The 16,690-nt window shown below is 36.1% G+C and carries 17 protein-coding genes; 14 read left to right on the forward strand and 3 right to left on the reverse strand.

Going from position 1 to position 16,690, the window contains the following annotated elements:
* Positions 1 to 3: 3 nt before the first annotated feature.
* Entirely contained in the window at positions 4 to 1,266 is a 1,263-nt protein-coding gene (locus A6A10_RS03050; protein ID WP_121122100.1) for an inorganic phosphate transporter, read from the reverse strand.
* A gap of 15 nt (positions 1,267 to 1,281) precedes the next feature.
* Positions 1,282 to 1,962, reverse strand: coding sequence for a TIGR00153 family protein (locus A6A10_RS03055; protein ID WP_121122098.1), 681 nt, complete (start codon positions 1,960 to 1,962; stop codon positions 1,282 to 1,284).
* A 310-nt stretch (positions 1,963 to 2,272) separates the two neighbouring features.
* Here A6A10_RS03055 and pheS point away from each other — a divergent pair, with 310 nt between their 5' ends.
* The 4 genes from pheS to A6A10_RS03075 are packed head-to-tail and all read left to right on the forward strand — an operon-like array spanning position 2,273 to position 6,529.
* Positions 2,273 to 3,256 carry a phenylalanine--tRNA ligase subunit alpha gene (gene pheS, locus A6A10_RS03060; protein ID WP_121122096.1) on the forward strand — a complete coding sequence of 328 codons (984 nt, stop codon included), beginning with the start codon at positions 2,273 to 2,275 and terminating at the stop codon, positions 3,254 to 3,256.
* A gap of 24 nt (positions 3,257 to 3,280) precedes the next feature.
* Positions 3,281 to 5,668: a phenylalanine--tRNA ligase subunit beta gene (gene pheT, locus A6A10_RS03065; protein ID WP_121122094.1), complete on the forward strand. Its 2,388-nt coding sequence runs from the start codon at positions 3,281 to 3,283 to the stop codon at positions 5,666 to 5,668.
* A 21-nt stretch (positions 5,669 to 5,689) separates the two neighbouring features.
* Positions 5,690 to 5,977 carry an integration host factor subunit alpha gene (locus tag A6A10_RS03070; RefSeq protein ID WP_121122092.1) on the forward strand — a complete coding sequence of 96 codons (288 nt, stop codon included), beginning with the start codon at positions 5,690 to 5,692 and terminating at the stop codon, positions 5,975 to 5,977.
* 24 nt (positions 5,978 to 6,001) lie between these two features.
* Positions 6,002 to 6,529: an NlpC/P60 family protein gene (locus A6A10_RS03075; protein WP_121122091.1), complete on the forward strand. Its 528-nt coding sequence runs from the start codon at positions 6,002 to 6,004 to the stop codon at positions 6,527 to 6,529.
* A 176-nt stretch (positions 6,530 to 6,705) separates the two neighbouring features.
* Here the strand turns inward: A6A10_RS03075 and yfbV are convergent, their stop codons facing one another.
* Complete coding sequence (gene yfbV / locus A6A10_RS03080; RefSeq protein WP_121122089.1) at positions 6,706 to 7,143, reverse strand: terminus macrodomain insulation protein YfbV; 438 nt, start codon at positions 7,141 to 7,143, stop codon at positions 6,706 to 6,708.
* A 160-nt stretch (positions 7,144 to 7,303) separates the two neighbouring features.
* Here yfbV and A6A10_RS03085 point away from each other — a divergent pair, with 160 nt between their 5' ends.
* The 10 genes from A6A10_RS03085 (at position 7,304) to fadD (ending at position 16,678) form a co-directional block, all read left to right on the forward strand.
* The gene (locus tag A6A10_RS03085; RefSeq protein ID WP_154399692.1) at positions 7,304 to 8,059 is read left to right on the forward strand and encodes a hypothetical protein; all 756 of its coding nucleotides are present in this window, start codon (positions 7,304 to 7,306) and stop codon (positions 8,057 to 8,059) included.
* Positions 8,056 to 8,604: a septation protein A gene (locus tag A6A10_RS03090; RefSeq protein ID WP_121122085.1), complete on the forward strand. Its 549-nt coding sequence runs from the start codon at positions 8,056 to 8,058 to the stop codon at positions 8,602 to 8,604. The genes A6A10_RS03085 and A6A10_RS03090 overlap by 4 nt, the downstream gene beginning before the upstream one ends.
* The gene (gene yciA / locus A6A10_RS03095; protein ID WP_121122083.1) at positions 8,594 to 9,049 is read left to right on the forward strand and encodes an acyl-CoA thioester hydrolase YciA; all 456 of its coding nucleotides are present in this window, start codon (positions 8,594 to 8,596) and stop codon (positions 9,047 to 9,049) included. The genes A6A10_RS03090 and yciA overlap by 11 nt, the downstream gene beginning before the upstream one ends.
* 12 nt (positions 9,050 to 9,061) lie before the next feature.
* Positions 9,062 to 9,358, forward strand: coding sequence for a YciI family protein (locus A6A10_RS03100; protein ID WP_121122304.1), 297 nt, complete (start codon positions 9,062 to 9,064; stop codon positions 9,356 to 9,358).
* Positions 9,359 to 9,444: 86 nt separating this feature from the next.
* A complete protein-coding gene (gene glnE, locus A6A10_RS03105) occupies positions 9,445 to 12,330 on the forward strand; it encodes a bifunctional [glutamate--ammonia ligase]-adenylyl-L-tyrosine phosphorylase/[glutamate--ammonia-ligase] adenylyltransferase (protein ID WP_121122081.1) in 2,886 nt (961 codons plus the stop codon).
* Positions 12,323 to 13,072: a copper homeostasis protein CutC gene (locus A6A10_RS03110; RefSeq protein ID WP_121122079.1), complete on the forward strand. Its 750-nt coding sequence runs from the start codon at positions 12,323 to 12,325 to the stop codon at positions 13,070 to 13,072. The genes glnE and A6A10_RS03110 overlap by 8 nt, the downstream gene beginning before the upstream one ends.
* A gap of 27 nt (positions 13,073 to 13,099) precedes the next feature.
* Positions 13,100 to 13,483, forward strand: coding sequence for a hypothetical protein (locus A6A10_RS03115; RefSeq protein WP_121122077.1), 384 nt, complete (start codon positions 13,100 to 13,102; stop codon positions 13,481 to 13,483).
* 83 nt (positions 13,484 to 13,566) lie between these two features.
* Complete coding sequence (locus tag A6A10_RS03120) at positions 13,567 to 14,541, forward strand: MucB/RseB C-terminal domain-containing protein (protein WP_229583615.1); 975 nt, start codon at positions 13,567 to 13,569, stop codon at positions 14,539 to 14,541.
* Positions 14,541 to 14,969, forward strand: a complete 429-nt coding sequence (locus tag A6A10_RS03125) for a SoxR reducing system RseC family protein (RefSeq protein WP_121122075.1) — start codon at positions 14,541 to 14,543, stop codon at positions 14,967 to 14,969. Before A6A10_RS03120 ends, A6A10_RS03125 begins: the two co-directional genes overlap by 1 nt.
* Positions 14,970 to 14,980: 11 nt before the next feature.
* Positions 14,981 to 16,678, forward strand: coding sequence for a long-chain-fatty-acid--CoA ligase FadD (gene fadD, locus A6A10_RS03130; protein ID WP_121122073.1), 1,698 nt, complete (start codon positions 14,981 to 14,983; stop codon positions 16,676 to 16,678).
* Positions 16,679 to 16,690 lie beyond the last annotated feature (12 nt).

Here is a 16,690-nt window from a genome sequence, read left to right on the forward strand (position 1 = left end):
AGTTTAGTTGAAAATCATACTAAGAATGTAGTAAATAATAATAGAAAGAATTGCACCTGCTGGAAGTGTGATGACCCAAGATGCAACAATATTTCTAATAACACCTAAATTCAGTGCAGCAATCCCACGAGCAAATCCAATTCCCAAAACAGCTCCAACCAATGTTTGAGTCGTTGAGATCGGTAATCCCGTGCCAGAAGCAAGAACTACAGTAATAGCACACGCAAATTGAGCAGCAAATCCTCGGCTGGGTGTGAGATCAGTAATGCCTGTACCAATAGTGCTCATTACTTTACTTCCCATAATAGCTAACCCAAGAGCAATACCAGTTGCTCCTAATGGGAGAATCCAAGGTGCCATTACAGTTTTGCCTTCTATGATACCACCATTATCTACAATTGATACCACTGCGGCGAGAGGGCCTACTGCATTTGCCACATCATTTGAGCCATGAGCAAATGCCATCGCACAAGCGGTAATAATCATGAGTAAATTAAATACTTTTTCCACACCGTCAAATCCACCTTTTTTAACTCTATCAAGGAAGCTTTGGCTACGGAGATATAAGAAACAGATTATAGTTGAAATAATTAATAAAATAAGACCAATGAGGAGAGTCTGTCCATAACTAAGATCTAAACCAACATGTTTTAAACCTTTATCAAGTGTGACGATACAAATAATGAATATAGTCATACCGACATAAAGAGGAGCATACTTCTGAGCATTTTTTAATGGATTTGAGGTATCAAATATTAATTTCTGAGTAGAGATAAAAATAAGGAATGCAACAATACCAGCAAGAAAAGGTGTAATAAACCAGCTTCCAACAATTCCGCTAAATTGCCCCCACTGAACAGCATCTGTTCCAATGGTGATACAAGCAAAGCCGACTATTGCTCCAATAATTGAATGAGTGGTAGAAACAGGCCATCCTTTATGAGAGGCTATAGTGAGCCAAAGACCAGCAGCAAATAGAGATGACATCATGCCTAAAATTAAAATATCTGGTCGTCCAGCAAAAGCATCTGCTGAAATAATGCCACTCTTTATCGTTTCAGCTACTTCGCCACCTGCCAAATACGCCCCTATAAATTCAAAGACTAATGCAATATAAACTGCTTGTTTTGGGGTAATCGCTCCAGAACCTACGGAAGTTCCCATTGCATTAGCTACATCATTTGCCCCAATCCCGAAAGACATAACAAAACCAAACATAGCAGTGATCAGTAAAAGGATAAAGCCGTATTGATGAATCATTTCCATGATATTTTCCTCGTATTATGAGCGAGCTAGCATTAATTCAATTCGAGACCCAACACGCTGAGCTTGATCTGCGAGTACTCCAATCCATTCAATAATTTTATAGAGAAACACAATATCAATCGGGTTATATTTGTCTTCAATACTTAATAATGATCTGCGCAACACAATTTGTAATTGATCGGTATCATCTTCAATGGTGTCTAGTTCTAAGATCATATTATTAACAAAATTGAGTTCTCTTCCTCTAAATCCTGTTTCAAGCAATTGATCCATTTCATTAATGACTTTATCTGATTGTTTAGTTGCATCTAAACTACGTGCAAGAAAATGTAAAAAAGAGGTTTGCATTTCTGTAGGTATTAGTAATCTACGCCCAATTACTCGTCCAGAAATATCTTTGGAATAGTTAGCAAGTTTGTCGAGCTGAGTTACGAGTTCAAGTAAATCTGTTCTTTCAACTGGCATAAATAATCCACGTGGCAATTTTAGTCGAATTTCACGTTTCAATGAGTCAGCTCTTCTTTCTAGATCGATAATTTGACGACGAATATGTTCTGCATCTTCCCAATTGTTTTCAAAGGTAGCTGTGAAAAAAGGGACTAATAATCCGCAACATTCAGTCACTTTTTGAGAATGTTTTTGTAGTGGTTTTAGTGGTGAATGAGCGAATAATCCTAAAATATTATTCATTGCCATAAGGCTATCTCCCAGTTTACTAGTGAATTTTGGTTCGATTTTACTTGATGTTGAAATGAAGATCACGAACTAAAAGTAATTTATTAATAGCAATTGGATGATTATCCAACTGTTTTTGACCAAAAATAAAAATTTAATTACTAAATTAACTGTGAAAATAAAATAATTCTTATGGATTAAAATCAATGAGTTAGTTATATATTTGATGATTTTTGAATTTACAAATTTTGATAGAAGTATTAGTATCTGAGACATATTACCAATATAATGGTATTTGTATTATTTTTAAACATAAATTTAGAGGATGGGTATGCAAAACCTAGAGAATATCGTTTCACAGGCAATAGAAGCGATTTCGGCAGTAAAAGAGATTAATCAACTTGATGCAATTCGTGTTGAATATTTTGGGAAAAAAGGGCATTTCACTGCTTTAATGCAAGGACTACGAGATGTTTCTGCTGAAGATCGTCCAAAAGTGGGTGCCAAAATTAATGAAGCAAAACAGAAAGCTCAAGATGCATTAAATATTAAGAAGGCAGAATTAGAAGAAGCTGAGTTAAATGCAAAATTAGCAAATGAATCTATTGATGTTAGTTTACCTGGTAGAACAACAGAATTAGGTGGGTTGCATCCAGTTTCAATCACGATTGAACGTGTAGCAAAATTCTTTGCTGAATTAGGTTTCAGCGTTGAGAATGGACCAGAAATTGAAACGGATTACTATAATTTTGATGCATTAAATATTCCAGCACATCACCCAGCAAGAGCTGATCACGATACATTTTGGTTTGATGCTCAACGCTTATTGCGTACTCAAACTTCTGGTGTGCAAATTCGTACAATGGAAAAAGTTAAGCCACCTATTCGTATTATTGCACCAGGTCGTGTGTATCGTAATGATTACGATCAGACACATACACCGATGTTCCATCAAATTGAATTACTCTATGTTGATAAACACGCAAATTTCACCGAGTTAAAAGGTTTACTCCACGATTTTTTACGTAGTTTTTTCGAAGAAGATTTAGAAGTGCGTTTCCGCCCATCTTATTTTCCATTCACTGAACCTTCAGCTGAGGTTGATGTAATGGGTAAAAATGGCAAATGGCTTGAAGTATTAGGTTGTGGAATGGTACACCCTAATGTCTTACGTAATGTGGGTATTGATCCAGATGAGTATTCAGGTTTTGCGGTTGGTATGGGCGTTGAGCGTCTAACAATGCTTCGCTATAACGTAACTGATTTACGTTCGTTCTTTGAAAATGATTTACGTTTTTTAAAGCAGTTTAAATAGAATAAAAAAATAAGGGATAGATAAATGAAATTCAGTGAATCTTGGTTACGTGAGTGGGTAAATCCTCAAATTAATACAGAGCAATTATGTGACCAAATCACCATGCTAGGTCTAGAGGTTGATGGTGTCGAGTCAGTAGCCGGTGAATTTAATGGTGTGGTAGTTGGTGAGGTTGTGGAATGTGAGCAACATCCTGATGCCGATAAATTGCGAGTCACTAAAGTAAATGTTGGTGGTGAGCGTTTACTCGATATCGTTTGTGGCGCACCTAATTGCCGTAAAGGATTAAAAGTAGCTTGTGCTATAGAAGGTGCAGTTTTACCGGGTAATTTTAAAATTAAAAAAACAAAGCTACGTGGTCAGCCATCTGAGGGTATGCTGTGTTCTTATTCTGAACTTGGCATTAAAGAAGATCATAGTGGAATTATTGAATTACCAGCTGATGCGCCAATCGGTACTGATTTCAGACAATACTTAGATTTAGACGATAAAGTTATTGAAATTAGCTTAACACCAAACAGAGCAGATTGTTTGAGTATCGCAGGTATTGCTCGTGAAGTTGGTGTAGTGAATCAAGTGAAGGTTAGTGAACCCGCTATTGACCCCGTTACTTCAACAATTAGTGATAAGGTATCAATTGAATTACAAGCACCAGAAGCTTGCCCTCGCTATTTATTGCGAGTGGTTAAGAATGTCAATGTTAATGCAACTTCACCATTATGGTTACAAGAAAAATTACGTCGTTGTGGCATTCGCTCAATTGATCCGATCGTTGATATCACTAATTTAAGTTTACTTGAGTTAGGTCAGCCTATGCATGCGTTTGATATGGATAAAGTTGCCCAACCTGTTCAAGTGAGAATGGCGAAAGAAGGTGAAGAGCTTGTTTTATTAGATGGTTCAACAGCAAAATTACAAGTAAATACTTTGCTAATTGCAGATAAGAACGGACCGCTTGCAATGGCAGGAATTTTTGGCGGTAAAGAGAGTGGCGTAAGTACTGAAACAAAAGACATCATTTTAGAGTCTGCATTTTTTGCCCCATTAGCGATTACTGGTCGAGCAAGACAATATGGTTTACATACTGATGCATCACACCGTTTTGAGCGTGGTGTAGATCCTGAATTAGCACGTAAAGCGATGGAAAGAGCGACAGCATTAGTACTTGAAATTTGCGGTGGTGAAGCGGGTGAAATCGTTGAGTCTGTCAGTGAGCAACATTTACCAAAATCAAACCAAGTCACTCTTCGTCGTTCAAAATTAGATTCATTACTCGGCCATCATGTATCGACAGAAGTCGTTAATGATATTTTTGAACGTTTAGGTTTGAGTGCAACTTTCCAAAATGATAGCTGGACAGTTCAATCTCCTAGTTGGCGTTTTGATATTGAAATTGAAGAAGATTTAATCGAAGAAGTGGCTCGAATTTATGGTTACAACAGTATTCCAAATAATGCGCCTTTAGCACATTTAAAAATGCGTGCAATCCCGGAGAAATTATTAGACGTTTCTCGACTTAAAACTGCATTAGTAGATAGTGATTATCAAGAGGTTGTTACTTACAGTTTTGTCGATCCTAAAGTTCAACAGTTATTACACCCAGAACAAGACGCATTAATTTTACCAAATCCTATTTCGAGTGAAATGTCTGCAATGCGTGTTTCCTTATTATCAGGATTACTTACTACGATTGAGTACAACCAAAATCGTCAGCAAAATCGTGTCCGTATTTTTGAGCATGGGCTACGTTTTATTCCTGATGATTCAGCAGAAAGCGGAATTCGTCAAGAAATGGTATTAGGTGGTGCTATTGTTGGCGATAAAAAATCAGTTTATTGGGAACAGAAATCAGAATCGGTGGACTTTTTTGATTTAAAAGGTGATTTAGAGCGTGTACTTTCTTTAACTTCTATACGAGGTAAAGTAAGTTTCGTTGCTAAAACATTCTCTGCGCTCCATCCAGGGCAATCCGCTGCGATTGTGTTAGAGGGGAAAGAGATTGGCTTTATTGGAACAGTTCATCCAAAAATTGTTCAGGCATTAGGTTTATCAGGTAAGCCAGTTGTTTTTGAATTATTAGCTTCTGCATTAATGGAAAAAATTATTCCTCAAGGTAAAGAAATTTCTCGTTATCCTGCGAACAAACGTGATATTGCTATTGTCGTAGATAATCATGTACCAGCGGGTGACATTCTAGAGACTTGTCGAGAAGCTGGCGGAGAGAAACTTGTTGCTGTAAATTTATTTGATGTGTATCAGGGTGCGAATTTAGCTGAAGGTAAGAAAAGTCTAGCAATCAGTTTAGTGATTCAAGATACAGAAAAAACACTTGAAGAAGATCAAATTAATGCAGTAGTTCAATTTGTAGTAGAAGCATTAGCACAACGTTTTAATGCTTGTCTAAGAGATTAGATTTTAGATTAAGGATTAGTTATGTCACTGACCAAGATTGAAATTGCAGAAAATTTAGTAGAAAAATGTGGGCTAGACAAACGTATGGCGAAAGAGTTTGTTGAGCAATTTTTTGAAGAAATTCGTGTTGCACTAGAGCATGGTGAAGAGGTTAAATTATCAGGATTTGGTAACTTTTCTGTGAGAGATAAGCGATCAAGACCAGGCCGTAATCCAAAAACAGGAGAAGATGTTTCTATCTCTGCACGTCGTGTTGTGGTTTTTAAACCAGGGCAAAAATTTCGTGAAAGAGTAGAGCATTCAAGGTAATGTATTTCATAGGATAAATAACAAATGATTATTAATAAAATAACCCTATTAAGTCTTGTATCTGCAGTAGCTTTAGTGGGATGTAGTAGTAATACGATAGAGAGGAAAGTTTCTTCAAATCATATGAATGTGCAGAAAGCTGATTCCTATGGGTTTTCTCAAGGTAGTGTTGCAGATCCTATTTTTGTTATTAGTAGCCTAAGTGAGCAGCAAGAGGAGTGGAAGGGTACTCGTTATGTTCTTGGCGGTACGACAAAGAATGGAATAGACTGTTCAGCATTTGTACAAATTACATTTCGTGAATTATTTGGATTGAATTTACCTAGAATGACGAGGGATCAAGTCAAAGAAGGAAGTAAAGTTGCTAAATCTGATTTGAAGCCTGGAGACTTAGTTTTCTTTAAAACAGGTAGAGGGCCAAATGGATATCATGTGGGTATTTATGCTCAGAATGGCAAGTTTCTGCATGCTTCAACAAAGGGGGGCGTTATTTATTCAGACTTGAATTCACCTTATTGGAGTAAAACCTACTGGCAAGCTCGTCGTGTATAGATAAAATGCGATGTGGATCACAAATTTACGAATAAATGGAAGGCAAAATAGAATAAAATTTGAAAATTTTTGTTGTTTGCACTAATCTGTAAGTAACAAAAAGAAAGTGTTGTACTAGACAACCAAATTAATAATTTTGCTTTCCGAGTAGCCCCTATTTAGGGGCTTTTTTTATTCTATAATTCGTCAAAGTAGGCATCGCCCCAAGTCTTTTCTGCAAGTTGGAGTAAATTTGCAAAATCTTGATAGGAGGGTACCGCTTGATCTCCTATTTTTTTATGTTGTTCATGAATAAGTTTTTGACGAAGTGTTTCATACCATTCTAACAAAGAGAGTGGAAGAGGTGATTCTGCACGTTTTCCTAACCAAAATAACCCTTGGAAAGGGATACTTAATGCAAAGAGTGATGTAATAATAGCATTCGCTGTGATGGTTTGCTCAGGATCGGCAAAACTAAATTGCCAAATAATCGCAAAACAAGCAAAAGCTGGCATAATTCGTGATGAAAGTTTCACTAGCCGAATCAATCTATAATCAGGCAAAAAGAGATTCAGTTTCTTTTGATTAGGAAAGGTATTTAAGTAATTTTGCCCTGCTTGTAATATGGCAAACATATTGATTTCTTCCTGATGTATCTTTATAAATTTGATAATATCTATCATAGCGAAATAACTAAACTGTTGCTATACTTCCCGACGATTTTGACAGTTTGATATAAGGAATTTCTTCATGCCTATCAATTTTCAGCTATTGCTACAAGAAAGTTGGAATTTTATGCGTAATCAATTAAATTTTTCTCTTTTTGGAGTTGGATTATTGATTATCTTACAAATAATTGCTCTATATTTTTTACCTGATAGCAATGTTTCTCCAGAGAGTATGCATTCAGTTTCTTCAATGGAAGATATTGATATGTTGGCTTTTTCCTCCGCTATTATTTGGGCTCTGTTGAGTATATGGGTAAATATCCTTTTGATTTTAAATATTAAATCAATTAATGCTGGGCGATATCATTCTTTTTTGAACAATGGTAACGAAGCATTAAAAAGACTTATACCTGTTACTATTTTAAATTTGGTTACTGTTGTACCGGCACTCATCTTTTCTTTACCTGGCATGTCTATTATTACTGGAGGAGTTCTTTTCTCTTCAATGGGAGTTGCTGTGATGATGTTCTTTATAATGGTAGGAGTTGTTGTAATGTTGCCTGGAATATTAGTTTTTGTTAAATATTCCTTGGTAACTTACGTCCATTTAGTAGAAGAGCCTAAAAAAAGTATAGGTGAAACTTTAAAATTTACTTGGGCAATGAGCCGAGAAAAAATGAAATTACTTTTTATCTTTTGTGGGATCACTTCTCTATTCCCATTATTAGTCAATGCCTGGCTTAGCCAATTAGATCGAGATATGGGCATATTAATTGCAATAATAAGTGCTTTTATTAATGTCTTTATGGTCATATTTAGCTTCCGTTTTTATCAGGTTTATCGAGAGTTGCCTATTGCTCAAAGAAAAGGTGAGAAAATATGAAAAAATTACTTGAATTTATTCCATTAATTCTATTTTTTATTGTTTATAAAACTTATGGTGTTCAAGAAGGGGCAATTGTTTTAGCTGTTGCCACTGTGATTCAACTTATTTTACTTAAAGTACTTTATAAACAGATTGAAAAGTCCCAATGGATCATGGGAATTGCTGTCGTGATATTTGGATTATTAACGGCATATTTTAATGATCTTGTTTTTTTAAAATGGAAAGTTACATTGATTAATGCGCTATTTGCAATCGTACTTCTAGTTAGCCAATTTGTATTTAAAAAGCCAATTATTCAGGCTTTATTAGGTAAAGAATTAACATTACCTCAATCAGCATGGGCAACACTCAATGTCGGTTGGGCTGGATTTTTTATATTATGTATGGTGATTAATATTATTATCAGCCAATTTTTTTCGGATGATATTTGGACGACTTTTAAAGTATTTGGTTTAACAGGTCTAAGCCTTGTTGCCACATTAGTCACCGTTATTTATTTATACCCACATTTAAAATTACAAGAGGAAAGTAATGGAAAATAATAAAGAAGATCTCCGTCAACCTGATGGTTCATTGATCTTAAGAACTCTCGCAATGCCAACAGATACCAATGCAAATGGTGATATTTTTGGTGGATGGCTAATGTCTAGAATGGATATGGGGGGCGCTATTTTAGCTAAAGAAATTGCACATGGTAGGGTGGTGACTGCTTCTGTTGATAGTATCTCTTTCTTACGTCCAGTGGCTGTTGGTGATGTTGTTTGCTGTTATGGTCGTTGCGTAAAAGTTGGTCGTACATCACTAAAAGTTAAAGTCGAAGTTTGGATTAAGAAAGTAATAGAAAATTCAAGAGATCGTTTTTGTGTGACGGAAGCGTTATTTACTTTTGTTGCTGTTGATAAAGAAGGTCGCCCAAGACCGATTCCAACAGAGAATAATCCGGAATTAGATGTTGTTTTAGCGGAATTATCTACTCAAGATTCATAGGAGAAGAGTATGATGTATTATGTGATTTTTGCACAAGATTTACCAGATACGTTAGCACAACGTTTAGCGGTGAGAGAGCAACACTTAGCGCGTTTATCTCAACTTCAAAGTGAAGGGCGTTTATTAACAGCTGGCCCTAATCCAGCGGTTGATGATGAAAATCCTGGAGAAGCAGGTTTTACAGGCTCAACAGTGATTGCTCAGTTTGATTCTTTAGCAGCGGCGAAGCAGTGGGCGAGTGAAGATCCTTATGTTGAAGCGGGTGTTTATGGAGAGGTTATCATTAAACCTTTCAAAAAGGTGTTTTAAATCACACTAAAACATATTGCGACAGGTAGGTTATAAATGCTGTAAACCTACCTTTACTTCCTTTCTAGCTTAATTTTAGGTTTCGTATGCAAACGACACTTTTCCTATCCGCAGAGCAAAAACTGGCAGAGTTGTTTTCACTTCATCAGATATCAGAAAATTTGCAAAAAACAGCGATGATCCAACCGCTTGTCACTGCAATTGCAATGTCTGATTTTGTCTTTCAGCAACTGCAAAAACAGCCCGATTTATTGATAGAGTGGGTGCAAAATATTCCAACCCTAAGTAATGTAGAACAATACAAAAATGAATTATCACAAAAATTACAGGCGGTTGATGGTGAAGAAAGTTTGCATAAAATATTACGTCAATATCGCCATAGAGAAATGGCAAAATTAAGTTTTTTACAATCTAATCATTTAGCGACTCCTCAACAAATTTTTGAAACCTTATCCGATCTTGCCGAAACCATTATTTTAGCTACAAGAGATTGGTTGTTTGAGCGTTTGTGCCAAGATTACGGTACGCCAATGAATGAACTCGGCGAACAACAAGAATTACTAATTTTAGGGATGGGAAAATTAGGTGGAAGAGAGCTTAATTTTTCTTCTGATATAGATTTAATTTTTACTTATCCTGATGTGGGTGAAACGGTTGGAGCAAGAAAATCAATTGATAACAGTAAATTTTTTACTCGGCTTGGACAGAAACTCATTCGTGCGTTAGATGAAATTACCTTAGATGGCTTTGTATATCGTACCGATATGCGATTACGCCCCTTTGGCGATAGTGGGGCTTTGGTACTGAGTTTTTCAGCGATGGAGGACTATTACCAAGAGCAAGGGCGAGATTGGGAACGCTATGCGATGATCAAGGCAAAAATTCTGGGTGAAGATCTTACCAATATCAATCACAAATATTTAAAGCAGATGCTGCGTCCGTTTGTTTATCGTCGTTACCTTGATTTTAGTGCTATTCAATCCTTACGGGAGATGAAGCAAAAAATTAGCAGAGAAGTGCTACGCAGAGGGCTAGAAGATAATATTAAGCTAGGGGCGGGCGGTATTCGAGAAGTTGAGTTTATCGTACAAACGTTTCAAATGATCCGAGGTGGCAGAGATAAAATTTTACAACAACGTAGTTTACTTAGCGTTTTACCGCATTTAGCCACATTAAATTTATTAACTCCACAGCAAATTGAACTCTTAAAAGACGGCTATTTATTTTTAAGACAAGTTGAAAATACCCTTCAAGCGATCAATGATCAACAAACTCAAACCTTACCAATGGATCCCCAAGATCAGCAACGTATTGCCTTTATTTGTGGGTGTGAAAATTGGCAAGCATTTTTGATTCAGTTGCAACATTATCAACTACAGATTAGAAATATATTTAATGAGTTAATTGGCGAAGATGATGAACAGGAATGTTCAGAAGATGATCATTCGCAATCACTTCAATTAAGTATGTGGCGAGATATTTTGAATTATCAAATTACGCAAGAGGATGTTGCAACAAATTTGGTTGCATATCCTGTAGCACCAGAGGATTATTCTCCTATTTTTCAGATTTTTTCATCGACTTTTCAAGAGTGGATCAAACGTCCGATTGGTGTGAGAGGGCGAGAAGTATTGAGAAGATTACTGCCTGTGATCGTGGATCAAGTTTTTCAACAAAATAACTACCTGACACTGTTACCTCGAATTTTAAATATTATTGATAAGATCAATACTCGTACGACCTACTTAGAATTGTTACTCGAGAAAGAGCAAATCTTACCGCAACTATTTACCCTATGTAGTCAATCGGTGATGATTGCTGAACAGATTGCTCGTCATCCCATGTTGCTAGATGAATTGATTGTGCAAAATTCTTTAACCCAAGTCATTCCTTTGGAAGAGTATGCAATCACATTACAAGAATATTTAATACGTATTCCCGAAGAGGATGAGGAAGCATTAATTGATGCCCTTCGTCAGTTTAAGCAAAGCCAGACATTACATATTGCCTCAGCAGATATTTTAGGTGTATTGCCGGTGATGAAAATTAGTGATCACTTAACTTATTTAGCGGAAGCTATTTTAGGTGCAGTGGTGAATTTAGCGTGGAAGCAAGTATCAAAACGCTTTGGTGTCCCAGAACATTTAGCTGAAAATGAACAAGATTTTATGGTGATTGGTTATGGTAAATTAGGTGGAATTGAGTTGGGATATAATTCCGATTTGGATTTAGTTTTCCTACATAATGCACCAGAAAATAGCCAAACAGTTGGGGGTAAAAAGAGCATTTCTAGCCACCAATTTTATTTAAAACTGGCGCAAAAAATTAACAGTATTTTTAATCTCAATACCAGTGCGGGTGTGCTGTATGAAATCGATATGCGATTACGACCATCGGGTGAATCGGGTTTATTAGTCAGTACCTTTGATGCTTACGAAGACTATCAAAAAAATGAAGCATGGACATGGGAATCTCAAGCATTAGTGCGAGCAAGGGCGGTTTATGGTTCATCTTTACTTCGTCAACGATTTGAAACCATCCGTCAAAATGTATTAGGCATAGCAAGAACAAGCAGTCAGTTAGTGGAAGATATTTGCAATATGCGTGCAAAAATGTATTCACATTTAAGTCATACTGAAAATGGGCGTTTTCACTTAAAAACCGATCTTGGCGGAATTACAGATATTGAGTTTATCGCACAATACCTTGTCTTGAATTATGCTAATGCTTCACCACAAGTAGCTGTATGGTCAGATAATGTCCGTATTTTTGAAAGCTGTGCAGAAAGTGGTATCCTTTCCCTAGAAGAAAGTGAGCAACTTAAATATTGCTATACAACTTTACGCAATAAAATTCATCATCTTAATCTTTTGAATCAAACTGCCATTGTTGATAGTGAAGAATTTGAACGTGAGAGTAGTTATGTCAAATCAACATGGAAAAGATTATTTCAGCGAGAAGTGAATGCCTAAAATCGAAGTTTGTGTTGATAATTTAGAATCCGTGATTACAGCAAATCAATATCCTATTGATCGTATTGAGCTTTGCTCAGCATTATCGGTGGGGGGAATTACACCAAATTACGGTTTATTAAAACAAGCGGTAGCTATATCAAATATTCCTATTGCAGTGATGATTCGCCCTAGAGCAGGAGATTTTATTTTTAGTGAATCTGAAATTCAAGCCATGATCACTGATATTGAAATGGCATTGGCTTGTGGCATAAAAAATATTGTGATTGGGGCTTTAACTCCTTCAGCACAAGTCGATATTCAAACCATCAAACGTTTGTTAATTGTTGCTCAAGGAATGAAAGTTACCTTTCATCGGGCATTTGATCTCTGTGATGACCCTTTTGTCGCATTATCTCAATTAATTGATCTTGGGTGTGATCGTATTTTAACTTCAGGACAAGCAAAAACGGCTTTTGAGGGTATTCCTTTATTGCAACAATTAGTTAATAAAGCTCAAAATCAGATTCAAATTATGGCGGGCTGTGGTATTAATGCAGACAATGTGTCTGAAATAATCCAACGCACTCAAGTGCCACAAATTCATTTTTCGGCAAAAGGTGAACGTTGGAGTACAATGAGGCAGTCTAATCAAGTAAGTATGGGAAATGATAATTCAGAACAAGATAGAAAATTAACTGTCTTAGATCATCAGAAATTATCCGCAATACTACATCAAATAAGAACATCGAATAGAACATAGAATTGCACAGCAAATAGGAGATAGAGTATGAACAAAGCAACCATCTTATTAGGATTGGCTGTTGTGAGTCTTACCGCTTGTAGCCTTACACCAGAACAACAAGCAATACGAGATGCAAAAAGACTTAGAGCAGAGCAAGCATTGCAAGTAAATTTAGCCAAACAATGTGATATGCAAACGGCAGAATTAATGCATGAGAAATTTAATCCACCTCTTGATCGCACAGAAGAAGAACAAAAAGCCTTTGAGAAACAGTATTTAGAAAAGGTCAATAATCCAATGTTCCAAGCTTGTTATAAATTGGCATTACAGAATCATGTTGCTGAAGAAAAGTTAGAGTGGATGAGAATGCATTATTATGATGATTGGCGTGGATTTGGATTCGGTCGTTTTTGCTACGCTTGTTGGTAATTCTCTGCTCAATTAGTGAATTTGTCAGGTAATTTTGCAAAATTTTGTTACAATCTTACCGCTTTAATTTTATAAAATAGAAAATGATGAAAATTTATAAAGTAGTTACACTCTTACTTTCATTTGGACTATCGGTTATGGGATTCGCAGAAGTTGCTAAAACACCCGTAGCCTATTTGAATGCAATGACAATAGCTCATAAAATGCTGAATTATGAGTTATTTTACTTTGTGCAGCAGGGAGAGCAAGTTGATTCCCTAAGATATCGCCATGCGAATTATTTAGGCAAAGAATACGCACAATTATTGCAACTAGATAAAGCAAGGGAAGAGATTATTTTAAGGGATGATCGAGTAAGCTATTTTGGAGAATTTCAGCCATTTAGTCTAGCTAGTGATCATATTTTAGATAATTTACCTGTACTTTTATATACTGATTTTGATCAGTTAGATGGATATAATTTTATTGATGTCGGTAGAGAAAGAATCGCAAATCGTTTAGCTAGAGTGATTAGAATCGTTCCAAAAGATGATTTTCGTTATCAACATGAAGTGTGGATTGATGAGGAAAATTATTTATTACTCAGAGCTGATTTATTGGATCGGGATGGTAATATTTTAGAACAATTTAAAGTGCTTAAGCCGACGGTTGATGACCAGTTTATATATATCGTTGAGCCTATTTCTTCTCTAATTTTACCGAGTGTTATTGTTGATGAGCAAAAAAATTCTCCATTACTAAGTTGGGATCCAAAATGGATTCCAAGAGGATTTAAAAAAATTAAATCAGGAACACAGAATTTATCTGGTGTATTAATGGAAAATGAGCAAATTGAAAGCCAATTATATAGTGATGGGTTAGCATCTTTTACCATATATTTAGTACAGAATAAGGGTGTCATTTTTAATGAGCAATTTTGGCGACAAGGAAAATTGAGTATTTATAGCCAAACATTTGGGGATAAGGACGTTGTCATTGTTGGTGAAATACCTTTAGTTTCTGCACGCCATATTGTACAAGATATTCAGCAAAACCAATTAATTGGGGAACCTAAATAATGATGGTTGAATATGCAACGGTTGTGAATTATTCCAAGGGTATTGCAACCGTAGTGTGTGACCCAAAAGTAGGATGTGGCAGTTGTGTCAGTAGTGGTGCTTGTGGCACTCGTACTTTATCTGCTTTGGCAGGAGAAAAATCCGCATTAGAATTTGAATTGAAGGTAAGTGAAACTTTATCAATTGGTGATAAGATTGAAATTGGTCTAACTGAACGAAATTTATTATTGGGTGTTTTTGGGATGTATGGCATCCCTCTTATTGTATTTATCGGGAGTGCATTACTATTTTCACAATGGATAGATAATGAATTAGTGGTTGCACTTATTATGTTTATGAGTACAGCAGGCTTGTTTGCTGGAATGAAAAAAGTATTACAAAAAAAATCAATGGGACAATTTATCCCTGTTTTTTTGAGAAAAATTTAAGGAGAAATCCCGTGGACAAAATTTGGTTGAAAAACTATCCAGATGGGGCACCAACAACTATTAATCCAAATCAATATAGTTCTTTAGTTGAAATGTTTGAAAAAGCAGTACGTCGCCATCCAGATATTCCAGCCTATATTAATATGGGAAAAGTGCTTACGTATCGTAAGTTAGAAGAGCGTAGCCGAGCATTTGCTGCTTATTTACAAAATGAATTATGCCTAGAAAAGGGTGAGCGTATTGCATTAATGATGCCAAATTTATTGCAATATCCTATTGCGTTATTTGGTGCATTACGGGCTGGATTAGTTGTGGTTAATGTAAACCCTCTTTATACCCCCAGAGAATTAGAGCATCAATTAAATGATAGTGGTGCAAAGGCAATTGTTGTGGTTTCAAACTTTGCAGCAACACTGGAAAAAGTGGTATTTAACACTGAAGTAAAACACGTAATTTTAACCAGAATGGGGGATCAGCTTTCTTTTGGTAAACGTACATTAGTCAATTTTGTGGTGAAGTATGTTAAAAAATTAGTACCTAAATATAAACTTCCCCATGCAGCAAGTTTCCGTGAAGCTTTAAGTATCGGTAAATTGCGTCAATATGTTAAACCTGAATTATTGCCTGATGATCTTGCTTTTCTTCAATATACAGGTGGAACAACAGGAGTGGCAAAAGGAGCAATGCTAACGCATCGCAGTATTGTGGCAAATATAATACAAGCAAAATGGGTGGCTGATCCATTAATCCTGAATGGAGAAGGTAAAATCGGTGTTATTGCTTTGCCAATGTATCACGTGTTTGCATTGACCGTGAATTGCTTACTATTTATTGAATTAGGTTTGACAGGATTATTAATTAGTAATCCGCGAGATATACCTGGATTCATTAAAGAATTAAAAAAATATCGAGTTTCAGTGATAACAGGGGTCAATACATTATTTAACGCATTGTTGAATAATGAGCACTTCAAGGAAGTGAATTTTTCTCGGATGAAAATGACTGTAGGTGGTGGTGCTGCGGTACAACGTTCAGTTGCAGAACGTTGGCATGCAGCAACTGGAAATCATATTATCGAAGGATATGGTATGACTGAGTGTTCCCCATTGATTGCCGCAACGCGTAGTGATTCCACTGAATATTCAGGCTCTATTGGTATCCCCGTGCCTAATACAGATATTCGTATTGTGGATGATGCTGGGAATGACGTTCCTTTAGGTGAACGTGGTGAACTATGGGTCAAGGGCCCTCAAGTGATGCAAGGCTACTGGCAACGAGAAGAAGATACTGCCGATGTTATGAAAGATGGATGGATGGCAACAGGTGATATCGTTGAAATGGGGCAAGATCTTAATTTACGAATTGTCGATCGAAAAAAAGATATGATCATCGTTTCTGGCTTTAATGTTTATCCAAATGAAATTGAAGAGGTAATTTCCTCTCATCCTAAAGTCAATGAGGTCGTTGTTGTCGGTATTCCAAATGAAAAATCAGGGGAATGTATTAAAGTTTTTGCGACAAAAAAAGATGAAACATTAACTCGGGAAGAATTACGTAAATACTGTAAACAACATTTAACAGGTTACAAAATTCCTAGAGAAATTGAGTTTAGAGAAGAGTTGCCCAAAAGCAACGTTGGAAAAATTCTTCGCCGAGTCTTGAGGGATGAAGAGATGGAGAGAATTAAAAAGCAATTAAATGCGAAATAATTAATCCATACC

The organism is Otariodibacter oris (assembly GCF_009684715.1).
GTDB lineage: Bacteria > Pseudomonadota > Gammaproteobacteria > Enterobacterales > Pasteurellaceae > Otariodibacter > Otariodibacter oris.